This window comes from Actibacterium atlanticum, from assembly GCF_000671395.1.
GTDB classification, from domain to species: domain Bacteria; phylum Pseudomonadota; class Alphaproteobacteria; order Rhodobacterales; family Rhodobacteraceae; genus Actibacterium_D; species Actibacterium_D atlanticum.
Window position 1 is genome coordinate 169713 of record NZ_AQQY01000007.1, and the last position, 22577, is coordinate 192289.

Below are 22577 nucleotides of genomic sequence, written 5' to 3' on the forward strand. Positions count from 1 at the left end.
CCGTTTCCGGGGCCGTTTGGTGGAGGCATATTTTATGCTCGATTTACCGCCTCGCCCCGCCCAATCTTTTGTTGGATCAGGGCATTAGGTAGAATCTAGCACAACCTGACGCTGCGCGACAAGCCACACGGCGCAATTGTCAAGCGGCGTAGATGCTCACGACCTTCGCCACTGCGGCTTCGGGCGACAATTCTTCGCTTTCACCAGTACGGCGGCAGGTCAGTTCCACAACGCCGTTCTTCAACCCGCGCGGGCCAACGGTGATACGCCAAGGCAGACCGATCAGGTCCATCGTGGCGAACTTGCCACCGGCACGTTCCTTGCGATCATCATACAAAGGCTCAAGCCCCGCGTTGGTCAGTTGTTCATACAAAGCTTCACAAGCGCCATCGGCGGCCTCGTCACCCTGTTTCAGGTTCACGATACCACAGTGGAACGGGGTCACGCCTTCGGGCCAGATGATGCCCTTATCGTCATGGCTGGCTTCAATGATCGCGCCCAGCAGGCGGCTGACGCCAATGCCGTGGCTGCCCATTTCCACCGGAACCGGCTTGCCATCGGGGCCTTGCACGGTGGCGCCCATGGAGTCCGAATACTTGGTGCCGAAATAGAAGATCTGACCGACTTCGATCCCACGGGCGACGCGGCGGCGTTCCTCGGGGATTTCGTTGAACAGGGCTTCGTCGTGGGTTTCGTCGGTGCGGGCATAACGGCTGGTGAACTCCTCCAGCACGCCCTGACACTGCGCCACGTCATCATAGTCGATCTCGCGGTCACCAAAGGTCAGGTCGGTGACATCGCTGTCATAGAAGACCTCGGATTCACCGGTTTCGGCCAGCACAAGGAATTCATGCGTATAGTCGCCGCCAATTGGCCCACCATCCGCGCGCATCGGGATCGCCTGCAGGCCCATGCGTTCATAGGCGCGCAGATAGCTGACCAGATGCCGGTTATAGGCATGCAGCGCGTCTTCTTTGGTCAGGTCAAAGGTATAACCGTCCTTCATCAGGAATTCACGCCCGCGCATCACGCCGAAACGGGGGCGGATCTCATCGCGAAATTTCCACTGGATATGATAGAGCGTCAGCGGCAGGTCTTTGTAGCTGCTGACATGGCTGCGGAAAATATCGGTGACCATCTCTTCGTTGGTCGGGCCGTACAGCATATCGCGGCCATGACGGTCGGTGATGCGCAGCATCTCTTCGCCGTAATCGTCATAGCGGCCGCTTTCACGCCACAGGTCGGCCGATTGCAGCGTGGGCATCAACAGCGGGATATGACCCGCGCGCTGTTGTTCTTCGTGCACGATGTCTTCGATCTTGCGCAGAACCTTAAAGCCCAGCGGCAACCACGAATAAATTCCAGCCGCCTGCTGTTTGATCATGCCGGCACGCAACATATATCGGTGGCTGACGATTTGAGCCTCGGACGGCGTTTCTTTCAAAACGGGCAGGAAATAACGCGACAGACGCATGGGCAGCGGGCCTTTGGTTAGAAAACGTTCCGTCTTGCTTTATGGCAATGCGACCAGCCGAGCAAGCATCGCGCGCCCCTTGCATCACTTGGGGCCATGCGACATGACTGAGAAAAGCAATTTGCAGGAGGCGACATGGCATTGCCGGTACGCGATCAGATGAAATATTGGGGCGTTGCGGGCGCGGTGCTCATGGCGCTGCTGTGGGTTCTGGGCGATGTGATCCTGCCTTTTGTGGTGGGCATGGCCATTGCCTATTGTCTTGACCCAATCGCCGACTGGCTGGAGGACCACGGGTTCTCGCGCGTTTGGGCGACGGTCACGATCACCTTCTTTGCGTTGCTGATCTTTGTCGCCGCCGCCCTTCTGGTTTTGCCGATGCTGATCGAACAGGCCTTGGCGCTGGTCAATGTTGCACCGCAGGCGGCGCAGGAATTGCAGGCCTATCTGACGGAACGCTTCCCGGCGCTTCAGGATGAAAACTCGACCATTCGCCAATCGCTGGTCTCGCTGGGTGACACCATTCAGGCGCGCGGCGGAGAGCTGCTGAATACGGTGCTGAACTCTGCGATGAGCGTCATCAACGTCGTCATGCTGATCGTGCTTGTGCCGGTGATCACTTTCTATCTGCTGATGGACTGGGACCGCATGGTGGCCGAGATCAACAAGCTTTTGCCGCTGGATCACGCCCCCGCCATCCGTCATGTGGCCAAAGAGGTGGATAAAACGCTTGCGGCTTTCATCCGGGGCCAAGGCACCGTCTGCCTGATCATGGGCACGCTTTATGCCGTGTCCCTGATGCTGGTCGGTTTGCAGTTCGGGCTGGTTGTCGGTTTCTTCTCGGGCATCATTGCGTTCATCCCTTACGTCAGCTCGATCCTGGGGGGCGTTCTGGCCATCGGTTTGGCTATTTTCCAGTTTTGGGGGGAGTGGCACATGATCGGACTGGTCGCTGCCATTTACATCGGCGGTCAAATCCTTGAGGGCAATTTCATCACCCCCAAGCTGGTAGGCGGCTCGGTCGGGCTGCACCCGGTGTGGCTGATCTTTTCGCTGACGGCCTTTGGCACGGTGTTTGGCTTTGTCGGCCTTATGGTGGCCGTGCCGATAGCCGCGTCTATCGGGGTGCTGCTGCGGTTCGGGCTACGCCAGTACCAGCAAGGGCGACTTTACAACGGCACCACCGGGCGACTGGTGCGCGAAGCCGAGACACAACCGGACACCGACGAGGCATAATGTCGGAACAGCTGACATTCGATTTGCCCCAGCGCACGGCGCAAGGGCGCGACGATTTCTTTGTGTCGCCTGCCAATGCGCTGGCCGTGGCGCAGATGGATGATTGGCAAAACTGGCCCCAGCGCAAATTGGTGCTGGTGGGCCCCGAAGGCGCGGGCAAAACCCATCTGACCCATGTCTGGGCGGATATCTGCGGTGCACGCGTCATCAACGGCGCCGACATTCTGACAACAGATGTCGCCAGTCTGGCTGGCGGCGGCGCTGTGGCGGTGGAAAACGCGGATCGCATCTTTGGCCCAAAATCCGAAGCCACGTTGTTTCACCTGCACAATCTTGTGCTGGCCGAGGGGGGCACGTTGCTGCTGACCGCGCGCGCGTCGCCGCGCCAATGGCCATTGGCCCTGCCCGATCTGAAAAGCCGGATGGAGGCCACCGCGACCGCCACGCTGGAGGCCCCCGATGATGCGTTACTGTCTGCCCTTCTGGTCAAGCTTTTCACCGACCGGCAACTGCAGGTGAACCCGACGCTGATTCCCTATCTGGTCGGACGGATGGAACGCTCTTTCGGCGACGCCCAGCGCCTTGTTGCAGCGCTGGACGCGGCCGCTCTGCGTGAAAACCGCGCAGTTACCCGAGGGTTGGCGGCACAGGTTCTGGACAATCTGAACCCGGATGGGTGATATAGCAGTCTCCCAACAGTTGATCGCACCATGACTCCGGCAGATTTCTTAAAATCCCCGCTTCCCACCCCCGTTGAATTGCCCGAGGCCCAGCGCACCGGCCCGAAACGTTTTGGCAATCGCGAGCTGAGCTGGCTAGGCTTTAACTGGCGTGTGCTGGAGGAAGCCTCAAACCCCGCCGTGCCATTGCTGGAGCGCGTACGGTTTGTGTCAATCTCGGCGACCAACCTTGACGAGTTTTACACCGTCCGCGTGGCCGGCCTGCGCGAGCTGGCCAACAAGGGAAACACCTCCCCTGCTGCGGACGGGCTGACCCCGGCTGAACAACTGGTGCTGATCAACAAAGACGCGCGTAAACTGTTGCAATCGCAACAAACCGTTTGGAACCAGCTGAAGCTTGAAATGGAAAAGGAAGGGATCACCATCCTGACCCGCGCCAAGCTGAACAAAGCTGACAAGGCCCACCTGCGCGACCATTTCATGAACCGGGTGTTTGCGGTGCTGTCGCCGCTGGCCATCGACCCGGCACACCCGTTTCCGTTTATCCCCAACACCGGCTTTTGTCTGGCCCTGCAGTTAGAGCGCGAACGCGATGGCGCGCCATTGCAGGCGCTGTTGCCGATTCCGCATCAGGTCGAGCGGTTCATCGCCCTGCCCTCAAAATCCGGCAAGCGGCGTTTTCTGCCGATGGAAGAGCTGTTGCTGATCCATGTGGGGCAGCTGTTCCCGGGCTATAAGGCCACCGGCAGCTGCACCTTCCGGGTGCTGCGCGACAGTGACCTGGAGGTTGAAGAAGAAGCCGAAGATCTGGTCCGCGAATTTGAAGTCGCCCTGAAACGTCGCCGTCGCGGCGAGGTCGTGCGTCTGAAAATCTCGTCCGGGGCCCCCGAAGAACTGCGTCAGGTGATTATTGACGAGCTGATGATCACCGAGGCCGAGGTGGTCGAAATTCGGGGGCTGATCGGCGTGTCAGACCTTTCGGAACTGGTTCTGGATGACCGGCGTGATCTGCTGTGGCGCAAGTTTACCCCGCGCGTGCCAGAACGGGTGCAGGACCACGAAGGCGATATGTTCGCGGCGATCCGGCAGAAAGACATGTTGCTGCATCACCCCTATGAAAGCTTCGATATGGTGGTGCGCTTCCTGCAACAGGCCGCGCGCGACCCGGATGTGGTTGCGATCAAACAAACGCTTTATCGCACCTCGGAAAACAGCCCGATCGTTTCGGCCCTGTGCGAAGCCGCCGAAGATGGCAAATCGGTCACCGCGCTTGTCGAGCTGAAGGCCCGGTTCGACGAAGCCGCCAACATCCGCCAATCGCGCCGTCTGGAACGTGCGGGGGCGCATGTGATTTACGGTTTCATAAACTATAAGACCCACGCCAAGATCAGCACCGTGGTGCGGCGCGAGGGCGATCAGCTGGTGACCTATACCCATTACGGCACCGGCAACTATCACCCGATTACTGCCAAGGTTTACACAGACCTGTCGTTCTTTACCTGCGACCCAGCACTGGGGCGCGACGCCACCAAAGTGTTCAACTATGTTGGTGGCTACGCCGAGCCAGAAGGGCTGGAAAACCTGTCGATCTCACCCCTGACACTGAAATCCACGCTGATCGACAACATCCGCCGCGAAGCTGAATTCGCCCGTCAGGGCAAACCGGCTGAGATTTGGTCCAAGGCGAACTCGCTGATCGAACCTGATGTGATTGATGCGCTTTATGAGGCCAGTCAGGCCGGGGTGAAGATCAATCTGGTGATCCGCGGCATTTGCGGCCTGCGCCCCGGCATCAAGGGGCTGTCAGAAAACATCCGCGTCAAATCTATCGTCGGGCGATTTCTGGAGCACTCCCGCATCGCCTGCTTTGGCAATGGCGCGGGCCTGCCGTCACAGAACGCCCGCGTTTACATCAGTTCCGCCGACTGGATGGGGCGCAACCTGAACCGCCGCATTGAGACGCTGGTGGAAATCCGCAACCCCACGGTCAAGGCGCAGATCGTCGATCAGGTGATGACTGCCAATCTGGCCGATCAGGCGCAAAGCTGGGTCATGAACCCTGACAACAGCTATACGCGCCATCCGTTCGAAGAAAACGCCTTTAACTGCCATCGTTTCTTCATGGAAAACCCATCGTTGTCGGGCCGTGGCACTGCTGGTGCGCAGGACGTGCCCAAACTGGCGCGTCCCAACGATTGACCTCGTCCCCCAAACAGGGGAAAGATGAACCAGAACTAACCGGGGAAGCGCCCATGGCGATGGATGGCAGCGAAGAATTTGGCCCCTTTGGCCGCCCGCTGTTTGACGACCCAGCCGCACGCGATTTGTCTCGTGTCGGCGTGGTCGACGTTGGATCGAACTCTGTTCGTTTGGTGGTGTTTGACGGTGCCGCGCGCAGCCCGGCCTATTTTTACAACGAAAAGCTGATGTGCATGTTGGGGGCGGGCCTGTCGGAAACCGGCCGCCTGAACCCCGAAGGGCGCGACCGCGCGCTGGCCGCGATGCAGCGATTTGCCGGTGTTGCCGAGGCCATCGGGGCGACGCCTCTGACCGTCGTCGCCACTGCCGCGATGCGCGACGCCGAAGACGGCCCCGAATTTCAGCGCATTGTTGAAGAACTGACCGGCCTGAAGGTCTGGGTCATTGATGGCCGCGAAGAGGCCCGGCTATCGGCGCAGGGCGTGCTGTTGGGCTGGCCCGGCGCGGAAGGCTTGGTATGCGATATTGGCGGCTCGTCGCTGGAACTGGCCGAGCTGGCCAGTGGCGAGGTCGGCAAGCGTGTGACTTCGAACCTTGGGCCGCTGAAACTGCGCGATGTGAAGGGCGGACAAAAAGGGCTCAAGCGCTATATCGCTGAAACCATTGACGATCTGGCCGCACAGATGGGCACCGGCCACAAGCGGCTGTACCTTGTGGGGGGCTCGTGGCGGGCCATCGCGCGTCTGGATATGGAACGCCGTGGCTATCCGCTGTTGGTGCAGCACGAATACCAGATGACCCGCAAGTCGATCATCGACACGATCAAATGGATGGAGGAACAGGGCCCTGAGACCCTGCGCGCCCGTACCTCTATTTCTGCCACCCGGATGGCGCTCTTGCCGATTGCGGGCCAAGTGCTGAAACAACTGGTGCGCACGCTGAAACCAGCCGAGATATTCGTGTCGTCCTACGGGATCCGCGAGGGGATGCTCTATGAACAAATGCCGCAGGTTCTGCGGGAACGCGACCCCCTGATCGAGGCCTGTCGCTTTGCCGAGGCAAGCTCATCCCGCGTGCCTGGATTTGGGCGCAAGCTTTATGATTTCGTCCTGCCGCTTTTTGGCAGTGCACGCACAGACCAGAAGCGCCTGATCAAAGCCGCCTGCCTGCTGCACGACACCGCCTGGCGCGCCCATCCCGATTACCGGCACGAAGTGTGTTTTGACAATGCCACCCGCGCCAATCTGGGGGGGCTGAACCACCCCGGACGGGTGTTTCTGGGCGTTGCTTTGCTGCACCGCTACAAGAACTCGCGCGCGGGCAGCCGGCTGGAGCCGCTGTTCGATCTTCTGGATGCGCGTCAACTGAAAGAAGCCGAGGTACTGGGCAAAGCCATGCGTCTGGGCGCAATGTTTACCAGCCCGACCCATGACGCGCTGCCGCAGATAAAACTGTATCCCAAGAAGGGCCTGCTTGAGGTCAAAGTGCCCGCCCATGCGGATGCATTGTTCGGGGAAGTGGCCGAAGCACGCATGGTATCGCTGTGTAAATCGCTGGGCGTTGAGCCGGTACTCAAACGCAAACGCCGCTAGATTTCGATCTCGCCTTCCGGTTCGATCTCCATTTCCTGCGGGGTTTTGCGGCGAATGATGATATCGCCGTTGGGCATGATTTCCGGCAGGTGATAGGCGTTAAAGTCGTCGACCAGTTCCAGCAGTTCCTGCATCGCCGGGCCGACCTGACCCGCCAGATCACGCAGCGCCGGTTCCATTTCCTGCGCCAGGCCTTCGACCTCGTCGCCCAGCCCTTCCATCAACAGCTTCAGCCCCTCCCCCAACAGGTCAAGACCTTCGCTCATCTCAGTGGGGTCGGAACTTTCCTGTGCCATGGCAACGGGGGCCAATGGCAGTGACAACAGGGCAACAAGGCTATACGCGGCAAAATGTTTCATGCCTTTTATATAAGCACATCAATGTAACAATTGAAGGTGTCAAAGCTCTATATCCAGCGTCACCGGGAAGTGATCCGAGGCCGTCAGCAAGGCCTCGCGCAGTTCCGGTACCTGATAACAGGCGACGTCATCGAAGGGATGCCAGATGCGCCATACGGGACGTTTGGCGCGCAGATCTTCGGACACCATGACATAGTCCAAAAGCGCCGAAAGATAGCGTTTTTTATGCGCCAGATAAAAGCGCGCCGTCACCGGTTGCGCGGCAATACGGCCCAGCAACGCCTGATGGGCGTGCGGATCGAACAGACGGCGCGCGGGGTCGGCCTGTTCACCGCCCAGCACGATCTCGACACCGGATCGGCCAAACAGCTTTTCGTATTCATCAAGGCCGGGGCCATCGTTGAAATCGCCCAGCACAATCAGCGGATCCCCCGCATCCAGATGATGTTCAACCCGTTGGCGCAGCCAAATGCATTGCGCCAGCTGCTTGCGGCGGTTCTGAATCGACAGGCGGGTTGCCTCGGCGTCGTTGCGGGCACCGTGGGGCGCCTTGGACTTGGCATGCACCCCGATCATGCGCAGCCGGTTGCCGGCGGCGGTTTCCACCTCCAGTTCCAGCGGAGGTTTGGAAAACCGTATCAGATCAGGCGCGGCATCTACATCCAGATCCCAGCGGAACACGCTGTCAAAGCGGGGCGCATCACGGGCGCCTTTCTTGCCGGTTTCATGTCCCAGCGGGTCATGGCGCGGGGTAAGCTTGGTGGGGTCATACAACAGCGCGATTTCCTGCTGCGTGTGGTTTTCAAACCCAATGATGGCGCGGTTGGCGCGCAGGCCCATGGTCTGTGCAAAGTTTTCCAGCGCGGGCACGGTGGCGCGGCGACCATTGTGATCGGGGGCTTCGATGATCATCACCGCATCGGCATCCAGCGCGGTGAACACAATCCCCAAGGCCTCGGTCTGCTGGGCCTTGGTCACGTCATGGCGGCTGGACCAGCTGTCATCGTCAATCAGGCCCCCCGCATCGTCGAACAGGGTATTGAACCATTCGACATTATACGTCGCGATCCTCATGCGGCGCGCTCGGCCAGGATTTGCTCCCACGCGGCGTTGATGGCGATCAGACGGGTCTGCGCCAGTTTCACTGCCTCTTCGGGAACGCCGCGCGCGATCATCTGATCCGGGTGGGTTTCCCGTACCAAGCCGCGCCATGCCTTGCGGATGTCTTCCAGCGGCTGATCCGGGGCAACGCCCAGCACATCATAGGGGTCAGGTGCTGCATCCGGCACAAATCGTGCTTGCAACACGTTAAAGCAACGATCCCCCAGCCCGAAGATCTGCGACACCCGGCGCAGGTATTCCTGTTCGGCGGGGTGGTATTCCCCATCCGCCATGGCGATATGAAACAGCCCTTCCATCAGGTCAGTCAGCGGGCCGGTCTCGTCGCCAAACATGCGGCGGATACGTTGGGCGTAATCCTCAAAACCGGCGACGTCGCGCCGCGCCATGTTGAACACTTTGGCGGCGTTTTCGGTTTCCGACTGCGGGATGGTGAAAACTTCACGAAAGGCGGTGACTTCATCGCGGGTAACGTGGCCGTCGGCTTTGGCCATCTTGGCCCCCAGTGCAATCACAGCAATGGTAAAGCCAACGCTGCGTTCAGGCGGCGTACGCAAAGCATCAAACACCTGCGCAAGGCTTTCACCATTGGCAAGGGCCGAGACAGCTTCTGCGATGCGAGACCAGACCGACATGTGGGCACCCTAGGCCCCATTTGAAATCTTTTACAGGGGATTTTGCGAATTCTCTTGACCCTGCGTCGGTCAATCCCATCTGAAACACTAAGACAAATCCAGGGGGACTAATGTTACTGCGCGCTGTAGACCGATTTTTCAAACACGATGCCGCCGGAGGCGTGTTGTTGATGCTATCGGCCATTGCCGCGTTGGCAGTGGCAAACTCGTCTCTTTTTCCGTTCTATGACGGGGCCTTGGGCGCCAAGCTGGCGGTCACCCTGAACGGTGATGGGCTGCAAAAACCGCTGATCCTGTGGATCAATGACGGGTTGATGGCGATTTTCTTTTTTCTGATCGGGCTAGAGCTGAAACGAGAAATCCTTGAAGGCAATCTGAAGAACCCACGCGATGTGGTTCTGCCCGCCGTAGCAGCGGCGGGGGGCATGGCCGTGCCCGCCCTGATTTACGCGGCGCTGAACTGGGGCTCGCCCGAGACCCTGCGCGGCTGGGCGATCCCCGCGGCAACAGATATCGCCTTTGCGCTGGGCGTGTTGGCCCTGTTGGGCAATCGTGTGCCGGTGGCGCTCAAGGTGTTCCTGCTGACACTGGCCATTCTGGACGACCTTGGCGCGATCATCGTGATTGCCTTGTTCTATACTGCCGAACTTAAGGTGGATTACCTGTTGCTGGCGCTGCTGCCCATTGCCGGGTTGGCGTGGCGCAATTTCACAGGGCAACACCGCATGGCGCCGTCGTTGTTGCTGGGTTTGGTTTTGTGGGTCCTGGTGCTGAAGTCCGGCGTCCACGCGACGCTGGCCGGGGTGATCACTGCCTTCTTTATCCCGATGACCGACAAATGGGGCAAGTCCCCCCTGCACGCGCTTGAACACGGGCTGACGCCCTATGTTTTGTACCTGATCGTACCTGTCTTTGCCTTTGCGAACGCGGGTGTTGTGCTGGCTGGCTTGTCCGTAAGCGACCTGTTCACCCCCCTGCCCCTTGGCATCGCCGCCGGGATGATACTGGGCAAACAGCTGGGCGTCTTTGGCATCACATGGCTGGCCGTGAAGGCCGGGCTGGGCCAATTGCCACACGGTGTCACTTGGCTGCATCTTTACGGCCTGTCCTGCCTTGCGGGTATTGGGTTTACCATGTCGCTGTTCATTGGCTCGCTCAGCTTTGGCGACCCGGCACTGATGAACCAGGTGCGCCTGGGCGTGCTCAGCGGCTCGCTGATCTCGGCCCTGATCGGCTTTGGGGTACTGATGCTGGCCGCGCGGCCCCAAGAGGAACCCGCCCCCGCCTAACCGCGCAACGCCTTACGCCCTGTCGGTGTGTCGATCACCGCTGACAGGGCAGCACGTGGCTTGGACAGGAACTGGATGCGGGGCGCGTCCAGAAACGGGGATAGCAGCTGGTCTAGGTCTTTGGCGCGTGGATGTGCCAAGGACAGCTCCACCAAATGGCACCCCGAGTCGGGCAAGTTTGGCGCAGGGTGCGGGCAATCCCATTGGATCAGCGCTGGAAACAGCCCGTCAAACGGCAGTAACCCGTTGTCTGGCACCGCCATGCGCCAGCGTAAATCCCCACGTTGCAGAGCGAGGACGCGGCCTGCCCCGGGCGGAAGGGCAGCCAGCGCCGTATCAATATCGTCGCACCGCAACACCCAGCTGGTCAGGCGTGGTGGGCCACTGACCTGATCCAAGCCAAACCAGCGCGCCCGATCCGGCGCGGGCGCTTCTGGGTCAACAGTGATCACTTCCAGATATTCGTGCGGAGCAAGTCCCAACAGGCGATTATGGGTGCCCATCACCGGGTGCTTGCCTCCCGGGGCCAATTCTACGCCTAACGAGGCTTCCACCCAAGCTGTGCCAGCGTCAAGATCGGGTGCCGTGACGGCCAAATGATCAAAAGTCAACGTGGTCATCAACGGACCCTAGCCAGCACAGTTTCAAAAAGAAAGCCCCCCACGCGATCCGCGCAGGGGGCAAGAAAGGGCGACGCGTTTTCTGTGTTCCAGAAACCTACGTCGTCGATGTTTAGCTGCGGCTATCGCGGACCAGTTTCAGGATATCCTGCGCGGCCTCGGGAATGTTGGTGCCCGGACCAAAGATCGCGGAAACGCCGTTGTCATAGAGATACTGGTAATCCTGCTGCGGGATCACACCGCCACAGATCACAAGGATATCCTCGGCCCCGGCGTCCTTCAGGGCCTGCACCAGCTTGGGCGCCAGTGTCTTATGACCCGCAGCCTGCGAACTGATGCCAACGATATGCACGTCATTGTCGACAGCGTCCTGCGCGGCTTCCTCGGGGGTTTGGAACAGCGGGCCTACGTCGACGTCAAAACCGATATCCGCAAAGGCGGTGGCAATGACCTTGGCGCCGCGGTCGTGACCGTCCTGCCCCATTTTCACCACCAGCATACGCGGGCGGCGGCCCTCTTCTTCGGCGAAATCTTCCACCGATTTCTGGATCGCGGCGAAGCCTTCGTCGCCTTCATAGGCGGCGCCGTAAACGCCTGCCAATGTCTTCACCTCGGCGCGATGGCGGCCGAACGCATCTTCCATAGCCATGCTGATTTCTCCGACAGTTGCACGGGCGCGGGCGGCTTCCACAGCCAGACGCAGCAGGTTGCCCTCGCCGCTCTTTGCGCCTTCCGACAAAGCGGCCAGCGCGGCGTCACACGCCGCCTGATCACGCTCTGCACGGGTTTTGTTGATGCGCGCGACCTGAGATTCGCGCACCGCCACGTTGTCGACATCCAGAATGTCGATCTCGTCTTCTTTTTCCAGACGGAACTTGTTGACGCCGACGATCACCTCGTCGCCGCGATCAACCGAGGCCTGATACTTGGCCGCGGCTTCTTCGATCCGCAGCTTGGGCATGCCGCTGGCCACAGCCTTGGTCATGCCGCCCATCTCGTCGATCTCAGCGATGATCTTACGCGCCGCTTCGACCAGCTCGTTGGTCAGGCTTTCGATGTAATACGAGCCCGCCAGCGGATCGACGACCTTGGTGACCTTGGTTTCGTTCTGCAAGATCAGCTGGGTGTTGCGTGCAATCCGGGCCGAGAATTCGGTCGGTAGCGCAATGGCTTCGTCAAACGCGTTGGTGTGCAGCGACTGGGTGCCGCCCAACACGGCCGACATGGCCTCATAAGCCGTGCGGACCACGTTGTTATACGGGTCCTGTTCCTGCAGCGACACGCCCGAAGTCTGACAGTGCGTGCGCAACATCAGCGACTTGGGGTTCTTGGGTTCGAACTCGCTCATGATTTCGTGCCACAGGAAGCGCGCGGCGCGCAGCTTGGCGATCTCCATGAAGAAGTTCATGCCGATGGCGAAGAAGAACGACAGACGCCCGGCAAAGGCATCGACGTCCAGCCCGCAGCCCAGCGCTGCCTTGACGTATTCCTTGCCGTCGGCCAGCGTAAACGCCAGCTCCTGCACCAGATCGGCGCCCGCTTCCTGCATGTGGTAACCCGAGATCGAGATCGAGTTGAACTTCGGCATATCGGTCGAGGTATACTCGATGATGTCCGAAATGATCCGCATCGACGGCTCAGGCGGGTAGATATAGGTGTTGCGCACCATGAACTCTTTCAGAATGTCGTTCTGAATGGTGCCCGACAGCACAGAGCGATCGACGCCCTGCTCTTCGCCGGTGACAATGAAGTTCGCCAGGATCGGGATCACGGCGCCGTTCATCGTCATCGACACTGACACCTTGTCCAGCGGGATACCGTCAAACAGAACTTTCATATCCTCGACGCTGTCGATGGCCACGCCGGCTTTACCGACGTCGCCCACAACGCGGGGGTGGTCACTGTCATAGCCGCGGTGGGTGGCCAGATCGAAAGCCACCGAAACGCCCTGCTGACCGGCGGCCAGCGCCTTGCGGTAAAACGCGTTCGAAGCTTCGGCCGTCGAAAAGCCCGCATACTGACGGATCGTCCACGGACGCCCGGCATACATCGTCGCCTTGGGGCCACGGGTAAAGGGCGCCTGACCAGGAACCGAACCCATGTGATCATGGCCATCGGCATCGGCTTCAGTATAGAGCGGCTTAACCTCAATACCTTCGCGGGTGTTCCATGTCAGGTCATCCAGAGGCTTCCCGCGCAGTTCCTTCTCGGCCATCTTGGACCAGGAATTCAGCTTATCCGTCATCGGATCGTCCTTTCACTTTTCGTCATGGCGCCAGGATTTTCGCCCCAAGCAGCCTTCGCATTTTCCCGTATCCCGCCTATATGTTGGAGGTACGGAGGTGTCATGAAATTTGTATTGTCGTTTTTGACTGTGCTGGCGGGATTCACGCCGGCTTTGGCGCAGGCCACGGATGCAACCGCCCCCACACCGCTGGAAATCTGGCAGGAAGCGCCTGAAACCGTGTTTTCAGCGCAGGATACGGACCTTGCCGCGTTTGAATGGCTGGCGCGCCCCGTGGTTGTCTTTGCAGACTCACCCAATGACCCGCGTTTTGTGCAGCAAATGGACCTGCTGGCCGCCCTGCCCGAGGAATTGGCCGTGCGCGATGTTGTGGTGATCACCGATACTGATCCGGCAGCGATGTCATCCACACGCACCGCCCTGCGTCCGCGTGGGTTCATGCTGGCGCTGATCGCCAAAGACGGCACCGTGAACCTGCGCAAGCCGTTTCCGTGGGACGTGCGCGAGCTAAGCCGCGCCATCGACAAAATGCCGCTGCGCCAGCAGGAAATCCGCGACCGGCGCTGAACGACGGGATGGAGAAGCGGCATGCTCATGCGGCGGCTCCCTCATCCAGCATCCGAGCACCCAAATAGCCCGCACGCAGTTTCGCGATATCTTCCGCGTATTTTGCGTCCATTAAGGCGTCTTGGTCTTGCGTGAACATCGCGGGTTCAGGCAGCACGACGCCACGGGCGCGGTTGCGCTGGATGTGGCGGTCCAATTCCTTGTCGGCGATTTCGGCCTTGTGACGCCGGGCGCGGAAAATATAGGGGATGTCGGCGACACCCAGACCGATATTGGCCTCCCGGTTCAACGCTTCCAGACCGTCAGCATTCTGGCGCCCCAACGCCTTGGCAATGATGCCCAACTCTTTGTTGCGAAACCCTTCCTGCGTCCACAGGCAAATCTCGGCTTCGGGAAAGGCTTTCCGAACCCCCTGCACAAGGTCACACCAGCCCAACGGCTGCGTCGCAAGTTCATAGGAGATGTTGGAAAACAACGTTTCAGGCCGCTTGCGCAGCGCAAAGATATAGGCCGAACGCCAATAAGAACTATAACTGCGCAGCCCCATCACCACCCGTTTAGGTGCCCTGTCGAAATAGTCGGCATAGGTTTTCAACCGCCACGCCGCATTATCGTAAAGCTGCAAAATTGTAAGGTTGCGCTGCATTGTGCCCAGCATGTTCTCTTCCGAGATCAGCAAGGTCTTTAACCCGGACTCCTGAGCCTGATTCAGGCGGTCTTGCAGCGCGCCACGGGCAATAGCCGCCTCCAGAACAGAGCGCGAGTCGCCTTTGGCAAGCTGCTCTTGTCTGCCACAGATCGAGGAAAACCCCTCGATCTGTCGCACTTTTGCTGGCGTCCAGACCCCGGTCCCCTCGGCCCGCAACACAGCAGCGTTCTTCGACAACGTCTTTTCAAACGTGGTCGAGCCAGTGCGATGCGCGCCAAGATGCAGGATCAGGTCCATCTGGATGCCCGTTGATTGCCTTACTCGAATTCCATGATGATATCGTCCACCGCAAGGCTGTCACCCGCTGCGGCGTTGATCTTGGTCACCACGGCTTTCTTTTCGGCCCGCAGGATGTTTTCCATCTTCATTGCTTCGACGGTGCACAGCGCCTGACCTTCCTGAACTTCGTCGCCCACTTCGACGTCGACTTTCACGATCAGACCCGGCATCGGGCACAACAGCAGTTTCGAGGTATCCGGCGCCACCTTTTCAGGCATAAGCGCAGCCAGTTCAGCCTGACGCGGGGTGAAGACATTCACCACCATCTCAGCGCCGCGGGTGCGGATGCCAAAGCCGTTCGGCGTTTGCTCGACCTTCAGCACCAGCTTGGTGCCGTCGATGTCGATATGGGCAAGGCTGTGGCCCGGCACCCAATCCGACGAAACGCGCACGCTGTCGCCTTCGGCGAAAGTGATGGTTGAACCTTCCTGATCCGCATCCACGGTCACGGCAAAGCTTTCGTCCTGGGCGGTGACCACCCAATCATTGCCCACGCTGCGTTCATGGTTGTCCATGGTGCCCGAAATCCGCGCCCGGCGAATTTCAACGACGCGATACATTGCTGCCGCAGCCGCCGCCACTTTGCGCAGTGCGTCACCGGGCAGGCTCACACCCTGGAAACCCTCGGGGTATTCTTCTTCGATAAAGGCGGTGGTCATGTCGCCCGAGATGAACTTCGGATGATCCATCACGGCCGACAGGAATGGCAGGTTGTGGCCAATGCCTTCGACCTCAAAGCTGTCCAGCGCTACGCGCATGCTTTCAATCGCCGCTTCACGGGTCGGGGCCCATGTACACAGTTTGGCGATCATCGGGTCGTAATACATGCTGATCTCGCCGCCTTCATAGACGCCGGTATCGTTGCGTACGGCATGATCTCCAGCAGGCGCATCGCCCTGCCATTTGCCGTTTTCCAGCATAAGGCCAGCGGCCTGTTCTGCGGGCGGGCGGTACTTGGTCAGGCGGCCAATCGACGGCAGGAAACCGCGATACGGGTCTTCGGCGTACAGGCGGTTTTCAATTGCCCAGCCGTTGATCTGCACATCGTCCTGCGTGATGGTCAGCGGCTCGCCATTGGCAACGCGGATCATCTGCTCCACCAGATCAACACCGGTGATCAGCTCGGTCACGGGGTGTTCCACCTGCAAGCGGGTGTTCATCTCAAGGAAATAGAAATTCTTGTCGCCATCGACGATGAATTCCACGGTACCGGCGCTGGTGTACCCAACCGCCTTGGCCAGTGCGACCGACTGTTCGCCCATGGCTTTGCGGGTTTCAGGGTCCAGGAAGGGCGACGGGGCTTCTTCCACAACCTTCTGGTTACGACGCTGGATCGAGCATTCACGCTCGTTCAGGTAAATACCGTTACCATGCGCATCGCACAGAACCTGAATTTCAATGTGACGTGGCTGGGTGACGAATTTCTCGATAAAGATACGGTCGTCGCCAAAGCTGTTGGCGGCTTCATTCTTGGACGACTGGAAACCTTCGCGGGCTTCTTCGTCGTTCCAGGCGATCCGCATCCCTTTACCACCGCCACCGGCCGAGGCTTTGATCATCACCGGATAGCCAATCTCATTCGAGATTTTCACGGCCTCATCGGCGTCTTCGATCAGCCCCATGTAACCGGGCACGGTCGACACGTCTGCATCCTGCGCGATTTTCTTACTGGTGATCTTGTCACCCATGGCTTCAATCGCACCTTTGGGCGGGCCAACAAAGGCAACGCCAGCAGCTTCCAAGGCTTCGGCGAACTTGGAGTTCTCCGACAGGAAACCATAACCGGGGTGCACAGCCTGCGCGCCGGTCTGTTTGATCGCATCCATGACCTTGTCGATCACAATGTAAGACTGGTTTGCCGGGGGCGGGCCGATATGCACAGCCTCGTCTGCCATTTTCACATGCAGCGCGTTTTTGTCGGCATCCGAATAAATGGCCACCGTCTTGATGCCCATTTTCTTGGCCGTCTTCATCACACGGCAGGCAATTTCACCACGGTTGGCGATCAGGATCTTGTCGAACATTCAGTCCCCTCCAGCATTGGGCCGGGGCATGTTCGTCGCCCCCGCCGGATCACGAAAAAAGCCACCCGGACACGCGGTCCGGATGGCTTTTCGATAGTTTGATGCGGGTCGGATGACCCGCGCGTTTACGAAATCAGTTACACACGCCTGCGTCGTCGCACAGGGCACCGCCAGCTGCACCGATGGCTGCGCCAGCGGCGACATTTTCGCCCGTGGCATCTGCGATGAGCGCACCGGCAACGGCGCCCGCAAGCGCGCGCTCGCCGTCGTCTTCAAGACAGCCGGCAAGGGCAAGAACCATTGCAGGGATTGCGATGTATTTAAGCTTGGACATTGATCTGCTCCGCCTTCATGGGGGTTATATACCCCCCCAATATGGGGGCTTTGGGCCTTATTTGAAAGGCCACAGTCGTCTGCCAACGCCGCTTGGGCGGCAGATCGCCGATCAGATATCACCACTGAAAGGGCTGGTCTGACCCGGGAAAGGTCAGACCAGTAAGAAGGGGAAGGGTAACGGTTGTTGTATCGACCAGGCGTCCCACGACGCAAGCAAGACGCCCGCTCTGACCTGACAGTGCCGCAGGTCAGGCGCGTCGCAAAGCCCTTGGCGCCGTGCAGCGCGCGCTGGGCCGTTTTTTGCCCAAATACTGGTGATACAAGCAAAATCATGCCGATCATTCGCCCCCAAACACGTCCGGGAACGCGGCCCGGGCACGATCTATGTCGATGCGCAACAGCGCTTCATAGCTTTCAGGGTCGAACGGATCTTCGGCGGGGACAACCTCGCGGCCAAACAGCCAACTCAGCCGCCCGGCATCCAGATTACCGCGCTCAAACGGTTCGTCGCCAAAATGCTCCCACAGGGCCTGAATAAAGCCCGTGTCGGCGCGCCTGTCAGCAGGGCGGCGATCGGCGTAGCGCTCGCGTGCAATCAGGGCGGTGGCGCCCTTCTTGTTGTCGCGACGGATGGTAAATTGAAAATCTGTGCCGGGTAGACGGCTTGGAAAACCGCGATGCTTCAGCATGTTCCCTCCTGAACGGCAATACGGAGGGGGCCAGGGACGGGCCGCAAAGCCCGCCCCAAGGTTGTTTTAGTACTTGTTGTAGACCGGCTCCGAAACGACGGGCTCGGGCTCAACATAGATGATTTCTTCTTCTGCAGCGCAAGCAGCGGTGAAGGCGACCAGGCACACGGCCACGACGGTCTTGATGGTTTTCGACATGTCTCTCTCCTGTTCCATTTCTGGCCCCGCCGGTTCTGCCAATGCAACGACGGGATGGTACCAATACTGCGGGCACAATACTCAAGGCCCGACGGGATCATACCGCAGATCGGCTTGGAAGCATATGGAAAGATCGGGGGCTGAGGACGCTGTGGCGCGAAAGACGCAACCGCCCCAGCACCTAAGCTTTGCCACGCAACATATTGTAGAGTCATCAAAAACCCTCCCATATGCAGAGCCCGTCTTCGACACGGAAGGCCTCGAAAACCTGGGTGGCATGCGGCGCAGCTTCGCCGAAAGGCAACACACGGTCGCTGACTGAAATAACGATATGCGCCACCTGCTGGTCGCTGCCCTGCAATCGCGGCAGAACAAATTGATCGCACAGGTACTGTATATCATCGCCCAAAGCGGCCACATCTTCGGGCAGCAACCCGGGCGCGATAAAACGATACCGCGCGGTCACACCCGAAGCCCCTGGCGCATCCATGATCACATCATGATGGCTCAGCGCGCGGCCCGAGGGCACCTCGATGGCGGCCTGTGCGGCGGCAGGAAGCGCCATCAGCGCCAGATATGCGACCGCACGCTTCATGCGCCAGCCTCGGGGCGGCGGGCGATACAGTCAATTTCCACCAACGCGCCCACGGCCAGCGCGGTCACCCCCACAGTGGTGCGGGCCGGGCGGCGGTCTTCGGGAAAATAGGTCTGATAGGTGTCGTTGAACGCCGCATAGTCGCGTTCGAATTCGGTCAGAAAACAGCGGCACTGCACCACGTGGCTCAGATCAAGGCCCATTTCGGCCAGGATCAGCGCCAGATTGTCCATCACGCGCCGGGTCTGGGCCTCGATACCCTCGGGCAGAGGCGCATCGGGCGCCTCGGGGTCGGTGGGCATCTGGCCGGTCAGGATCACCCAACCGTCTGCTTCAACCGCATGGGAAAACGGCGCTACCGGGCGTGGCCCCTTCGCGAAGAGGTGAAATTCAGGCATGATCTTTCTCCTTTTCGATACGGGCATTGGCAGCCCAGCGGGCGCGGTTTTCAGGATGTTCCAGAACGCCCTTGATCACGTTCTGAACATAGTCGACTGGGAAGGTCCGGGCGAGGATGCGTCCTCCCGCCCGGACCAGTAGGTGCGATCCGTCCTCCTCGACCCGCACCACCGGCGAGAACCCGCGTTGACGCTGCATGGCGCGCCACAGGTCTTGCCGGATCAGATGAGCCAACCGGCCCTTGCGCCCTTTGGGCATACGCGTGGTGACCTCCACGTCGAAACGCGGCGGCAGCTGGCGCGCGATCGTCAGCGCGCCCTCTTCACGTTGCATATGCCACTTTGTGCGCATCGGCTGGCAGCCCTGGATTACAGCGGAATGTTGTCGTGCTTCTTCCAGGGGTTCTGCAGCTTCTTACCCCGCAGCGCGGCAAAGGCGCGGGCAACCCGGCGACGGGTCGAATGGGGCATGATCACCTCGTCGATGAAGCCACGTTCGGCTGCCACAAACGGGTTGGCGAAGCGGTCTTCATAGTCTTTGGTGTGCGCTGCGATTTTCTCTTCGTCGCCCAGATCGGCGCGATGGATGATCTCGGTCGCACCCTTGGCCCCCATCACCGCGATTTCAGCGGTCGGCCAGGCATAGTTGAAATCACCACGCAGGTGTTTGGACGCCATCACGTCATACGCCCCGCCGTAAGCCTTGCGGGTAATCACGGTAACCTTGGGCACGGTAGCTTCGCCATAGGCAAACAGCAGCTTCGCACCGTGCTTGATCACGCCACCATACTCCTGGCTGGTGCCGGGCAGGAAGCCGGGCACATCCACCAGCGTCAGGATCGGAATTTCAAACGCATCGCAGAAGCGCACGAAACGCGCGGCCTTGCGCGAGCTGTCAATGTCCAGACAACCAGCCAGAACCATCGGCTGGTTGGCGACAACGCCCACGGTCTGGCCTTCGATGCGCACGAAACCGGTCAGGATGTTCTTAGCGAAATCCTCCTGAATCTCGTAAAAATCGCCCTCATCGGCAACCTTGGTGATCAGCTCTTTCATGTCGTAAGGCTGGTTCGGGTTGTCGGGGATCAGCGTATCGAGGCTGTCTTCAACCCGGTCATGGGCATCAAAGAACGGGCGTACCGGGGGCTTTTCACGGTTGTTCAGCGGCAGGAAGTCCACCAGACGGCGAACCTCGGCCAGCGCCTCAACATCGTTTTCAAAGGCGCCGTCAGCGACCGAGGATTTCTTGGTATGGGTGCTTGCACCGCCCAGTTCCTCGGCGGTGACGACCTCGTTGGTGACGGTTTTCACAACGTCGGGGCCAGTCACAAACATATAGGACGTGTCTTTGACCATGAAGATAAAGTCGGTCATCGCGGGCGAATACACCGCGCCACCGGCGCAGGGGCCCATGATCACGCTGATCTGTGGCACGACGCCGGACGCCATAATGTTGCGCTGGAACACTTCGGCGTACCCGGCAAGCGAGGCCACACCTTCCTGAATCCGCGCCCCGCCTGAATCATTCAGGCCAATCACAGGCGCGCCGTTTTGCACCGCCATATCCTGAATTTTACAGATCTTCTGCGCGTGGGTTTCCGACAAAGAGCCGCCCAAAACGGTAAAGTCCTGACTGAACACATAAACCATACGGCCGTTGATCGTGCCCCAGCCGGTGATCACACCATCGCCCGCAACCTTTTGATTTTCCATACCGAAATCAGTACAGCGGTGCGACACGAACATGTCGAACTCTTCGAACGACCCTTCGTCAAGCAGCAGCTCGATCCGTTCGCGCGCGGTCAGTTTGCCCTTTTTGTGCTGGCTGTCGATGCGGCGCTGACCCCCGCCCAGACGGGCGGCTTCGCGGCGCTCTTCGAGCTCTTGCAGGATGTCTTTCATGTGACTCTCTCCCCATGCAGATTTGGGGCACACTAACCGCCGCACCGCAGAAACCAAAGCGAAATTCGGTATATTTGCAAACTGTTGGCAGGCTTAGCATAGCGAATTGCAAATTTGCTAATTTCTCAGCGACAGATTGCTGGACAGGCGTGCCGAGAAACCCTAATCCAAATCTATGCCCCTCGCGCCCCCACCCTTTGGCAAAGCGCCCCATATCCTGACTCTGGTCCTGATGGCCGGGCTCTCGGCGCTGTCGCTAAATATCTTTCTGCCGTCGCTGCCGGGGATGACCGCTTATTTCGAAACCGACTACCGCGTCATGCAACTGTCGGTCGCCGCTTATCTGGCCGTCAATGCGGTGCTGCAAATCTTCATCGGACCGATCTCGGACAAATACGGGCGCAGGCCTGTGGTTCTGGGATCAGTATCGCTGTTTTGCCTTGCCACCTTGGGGTGTCTGATCGCCCCAAACGCCTCGGTCTTCCTGTTGTGTCGAATGACGCAGGCCGTGGTAGCCGCCTGCATGGTTCTGTCGCGCGCCGTGGTGCGCGATACACATGATACCGAACAATCGGCCTCGATGATCGGCTATGTCACCATGGGCATGGCCGTGGTGCCGATGGTCGGCCCGGCCATTGGCGGACTATTGGACGAGGCCTTTGGCTGGCGGGCAAGCTTTGGGTTTTTGCTGGCCAGCGGGCTTGGGGTTTGGGCGCTGGTCTGGAAGGATCTGGGTGAAACCAAGGCCCCATCAGACCTGTCCCTTGCCGCCCAGTTTCGCGAATACCCCGAATTGCTGTCCTCGCGCCGGTTTTGGGGCTACGCCGGGGTGGCCGGGCTGATATCGGGCGCCTTCTTCGCCTTTTTGGGCGGTGCGCCTTATGTGGGGGAAAACGTGTTCCAACTATCGCCCGCACAGCTTGGCCTGTATTTTTCGACCAGTGCGATGGGGTATATCATGGGGAATTTTCTGTCCGGGCGCTATTCGGCGCGGATCGGGATCAACCCGATGATCGTGATGGGTACGCTGATCACGACCGCGGGCTTGGCCGCCAGCCTGCTCCTGTTCCTGATAGGCGCCACCCACCCGATCGCCTTCTTTGGCTTTATGGTCCCGCTGGGGCTGGGCAATGGGCTGGTGATGCCCAACGCCACGGCGGGTGCGCTGTCGGTGCGCCCGCATCTGGCGGGCACCGCCAGCGGGCTGGGCGGGGCGATCATCATTGGGGGTGGCGCCGGATTGTCCGCGCTGGCTGGCGCCCTGCTGTCTCCTGGCACCGGGATTTACCCGCTGTTGCTGATCATGCTGGCCACCTCTGCCGCGTCGATCCTGTGCATGCTTTATGTGCTGAAAGTCGACCGTGTGATGCGCGACCGCTAAAAACACGCGTGCCTTTGGCAGCGGCTTGCCGTAAGTTTGCAAATACTAATC

General features: G+C 59.8%; 22 protein-coding genes. 7 read left to right on the top strand and 15 right to left on the bottom strand.

Going from position 1 to position 22577, the window contains the following annotated elements; translation table 11 throughout:
* Positions 1-139: 139 nt before the first annotated feature.
* Positions 140-1474, bottom strand: a complete 1335-nt coding sequence (gene proS, locus ATO10_RS12050) for a proline--tRNA ligase (RefSeq protein ID WP_035251789.1) — start codon at positions 1472-1474, stop codon at positions 140-142.
* Between the two features lie 135 nt (positions 1475-1609).
* On the opposite strand from proS, the gene ATO10_RS12055 reads away from it, so the two are divergent.
* The 4 genes from ATO10_RS12055 to ATO10_RS12070 are packed head-to-tail and all read left to right on the top strand — an operon-like array spanning position 1610 to position 7181.
* Positions 1610-2710: an AI-2E family transporter gene (locus tag ATO10_RS12055; protein WP_035251790.1), complete on the top strand. Its 1101-nt coding sequence runs from the start codon at positions 1610-1612 to the stop codon at positions 2708-2710.
* On the top strand, positions 2710-3390 hold the full coding sequence (locus tag ATO10_RS12060; protein WP_035251793.1) for a P-loop NTPase family protein: 681 nt from the start codon (positions 2710-2712) through the stop codon (positions 3388-3390). Before ATO10_RS12055 ends, ATO10_RS12060 begins: the two co-directional genes overlap by 1 nt.
* 30 nt (positions 3391-3420) lie before the next feature.
* Positions 3421-5589: an RNA degradosome polyphosphate kinase gene (locus ATO10_RS12065; RefSeq protein WP_035251795.1), complete on the top strand. Its 2169-nt coding sequence runs from the start codon at positions 3421-3423 to the stop codon at positions 5587-5589.
* A 53-nt stretch (positions 5590-5642) separates the two neighbouring features.
* Positions 5643-7181 (top strand): Ppx/GppA family phosphatase, encoded by a 1539-nt coding sequence (locus ATO10_RS12070; RefSeq protein WP_420313646.1) that lies wholly within the window; start codon positions 5643-5645, stop codon positions 7179-7181.
* Here the strand turns inward: ATO10_RS12070 and ATO10_RS12075 are convergent.
* The 3 genes from ATO10_RS12075 to ATO10_RS12085 are packed head-to-tail and all read right to left on the bottom strand — an operon-like array spanning position 7178 to position 9294.
* Positions 7178-7540, bottom strand: a complete 363-nt coding sequence (locus ATO10_RS12075) for a hypothetical protein (RefSeq protein ID WP_035251797.1) — start codon at positions 7538-7540, stop codon at positions 7178-7180. The genes ATO10_RS12070 and ATO10_RS12075 overlap by 4 nt on opposite strands.
* 39 nt (positions 7541-7579) lie before the next feature.
* Complete coding sequence (locus tag ATO10_RS12080; protein ID WP_035251798.1) at positions 7580-8614, bottom strand: endonuclease/exonuclease/phosphatase family protein; 1035 nt, start codon at positions 8612-8614, stop codon at positions 7580-7582.
* The gene (locus tag ATO10_RS12085; RefSeq protein ID WP_035251800.1) at positions 8611-9294 is read right to left on the bottom strand and encodes a molecular chaperone DjiA; all 684 of its coding nucleotides are present in this window, start codon (positions 9292-9294) and stop codon (positions 8611-8613) included. Before ATO10_RS12085 ends, ATO10_RS12080 begins: the two co-directional genes overlap by 4 nt.
* Before the next feature lie 110 nt (positions 9295-9404).
* Between ATO10_RS12085 and nhaA the strand changes: the two genes are divergently transcribed.
* Complete coding sequence (nhaA, locus tag ATO10_RS12090; protein WP_035251801.1) at positions 9405-10583, top strand: Na+/H+ antiporter NhaA; 1179 nt, start codon at positions 9405-9407, stop codon at positions 10581-10583.
* On the opposite strand, the gene ATO10_RS12095 is transcribed toward nhaA, so the two are convergent.
* Complete coding sequence (locus tag ATO10_RS12095; RefSeq protein ID WP_035251802.1) at positions 10580-11203, bottom strand: VOC family protein; 624 nt, start codon at positions 11201-11203, stop codon at positions 10580-10582. The two genes, nhaA and ATO10_RS12095, sit on opposite strands and share 4 nt — an antisense overlap.
* A 112-nt stretch (positions 11204-11315) precedes the next feature.
* Complete coding sequence (scpA, locus tag ATO10_RS12100) at positions 11316-13448, bottom strand: methylmalonyl-CoA mutase (RefSeq protein ID WP_035251804.1); 2133 nt, start codon at positions 13446-13448, stop codon at positions 11316-11318.
* A gap of 102 nt (positions 13449-13550) precedes the next feature.
* On the opposite strand from scpA, the gene ATO10_RS12105 reads away from it, so the two are divergent.
* Positions 13551-14015 (top strand): DUF4174 domain-containing protein, encoded by a 465-nt coding sequence (locus ATO10_RS12105; RefSeq protein ID WP_035251805.1) that lies wholly within the window; start codon positions 13551-13553, stop codon positions 14013-14015.
* Between the two features lie 25 nt (positions 14016-14040).
* On the opposite strand, the gene ATO10_RS12110 is transcribed toward ATO10_RS12105, so the two are convergent.
* From ATO10_RS12110 to ATO10_RS12145, 9 genes are all read right to left on the bottom strand, one after another.
* Positions 14041-14961, bottom strand: coding sequence for a hypothetical protein (locus ATO10_RS12110; RefSeq protein WP_035251807.1), 921 nt, complete (start codon positions 14959-14961; stop codon positions 14041-14043).
* A 20-nt stretch (positions 14962-14981) separates the two neighbouring features.
* Positions 14982-17027 (bottom strand): acetyl-CoA carboxylase biotin carboxylase subunit, encoded by a 2046-nt coding sequence (locus ATO10_RS12115; protein ID WP_035251809.1) that lies wholly within the window; start codon positions 17025-17027, stop codon positions 14982-14984.
* A gap of 133 nt (positions 17028-17160) precedes the next feature.
* A complete protein-coding gene (locus tag ATO10_RS12120) occupies positions 17161-17361 on the bottom strand; it encodes a hypothetical protein (RefSeq protein WP_035251811.1) in 201 nt (66 codons plus the stop codon).
* 340 nt (positions 17362-17701) lie between these two features.
* Positions 17702-18052 (bottom strand): hypothetical protein, encoded by a 351-nt coding sequence (locus ATO10_RS12125; RefSeq protein ID WP_035251813.1) that lies wholly within the window; start codon positions 18050-18052, stop codon positions 17702-17704.
* Between the two features lie 66 nt (positions 18053-18118).
* A complete protein-coding gene (locus tag ATO10_RS16705) occupies positions 18119-18250 on the bottom strand; it encodes a hypothetical protein (RefSeq protein WP_272945306.1) in 132 nt (43 codons plus the stop codon).
* A gap of 214 nt (positions 18251-18464) precedes the next feature.
* Positions 18465-18845, bottom strand: coding sequence for a DUF6497 family protein (locus tag ATO10_RS12130; RefSeq protein ID WP_051598125.1), 381 nt, complete (start codon positions 18843-18845; stop codon positions 18465-18467).
* A complete protein-coding gene (locus tag ATO10_RS12135) occupies positions 18842-19243 on the bottom strand; it encodes a RidA family protein (RefSeq protein ID WP_035251816.1) in 402 nt (133 codons plus the stop codon). The genes ATO10_RS12130 and ATO10_RS12135 overlap by 4 nt, the downstream gene beginning before the upstream one ends.
* A complete protein-coding gene (locus tag ATO10_RS12140; RefSeq protein ID WP_238323494.1) occupies positions 19236-19577 on the bottom strand; it encodes a hypothetical protein in 342 nt (113 codons plus the stop codon). The genes ATO10_RS12135 and ATO10_RS12140 overlap by 8 nt, the downstream gene beginning before the upstream one ends.
* A 35-nt stretch (positions 19578-19612) precedes the next feature.
* A complete protein-coding gene (locus tag ATO10_RS12145; protein ID WP_035251819.1) occupies positions 19613-21145 on the bottom strand; it encodes an acyl-CoA carboxylase subunit beta in 1533 nt (510 codons plus the stop codon).
* Positions 21146-21320: 175 nt separating this feature from the next.
* Here ATO10_RS12145 and ATO10_RS12150 point away from each other — a divergent pair, with 175 nt between their 5' ends.
* Positions 21321-22526 carry a multidrug effflux MFS transporter gene (locus tag ATO10_RS12150; RefSeq protein WP_035251821.1) on the top strand — a complete coding sequence of 402 codons (1206 nt, stop codon included), beginning with the start codon at positions 21321-21323 and terminating at the stop codon, positions 22524-22526.
* Positions 22527-22577: the final 51 nt, after the last annotated feature.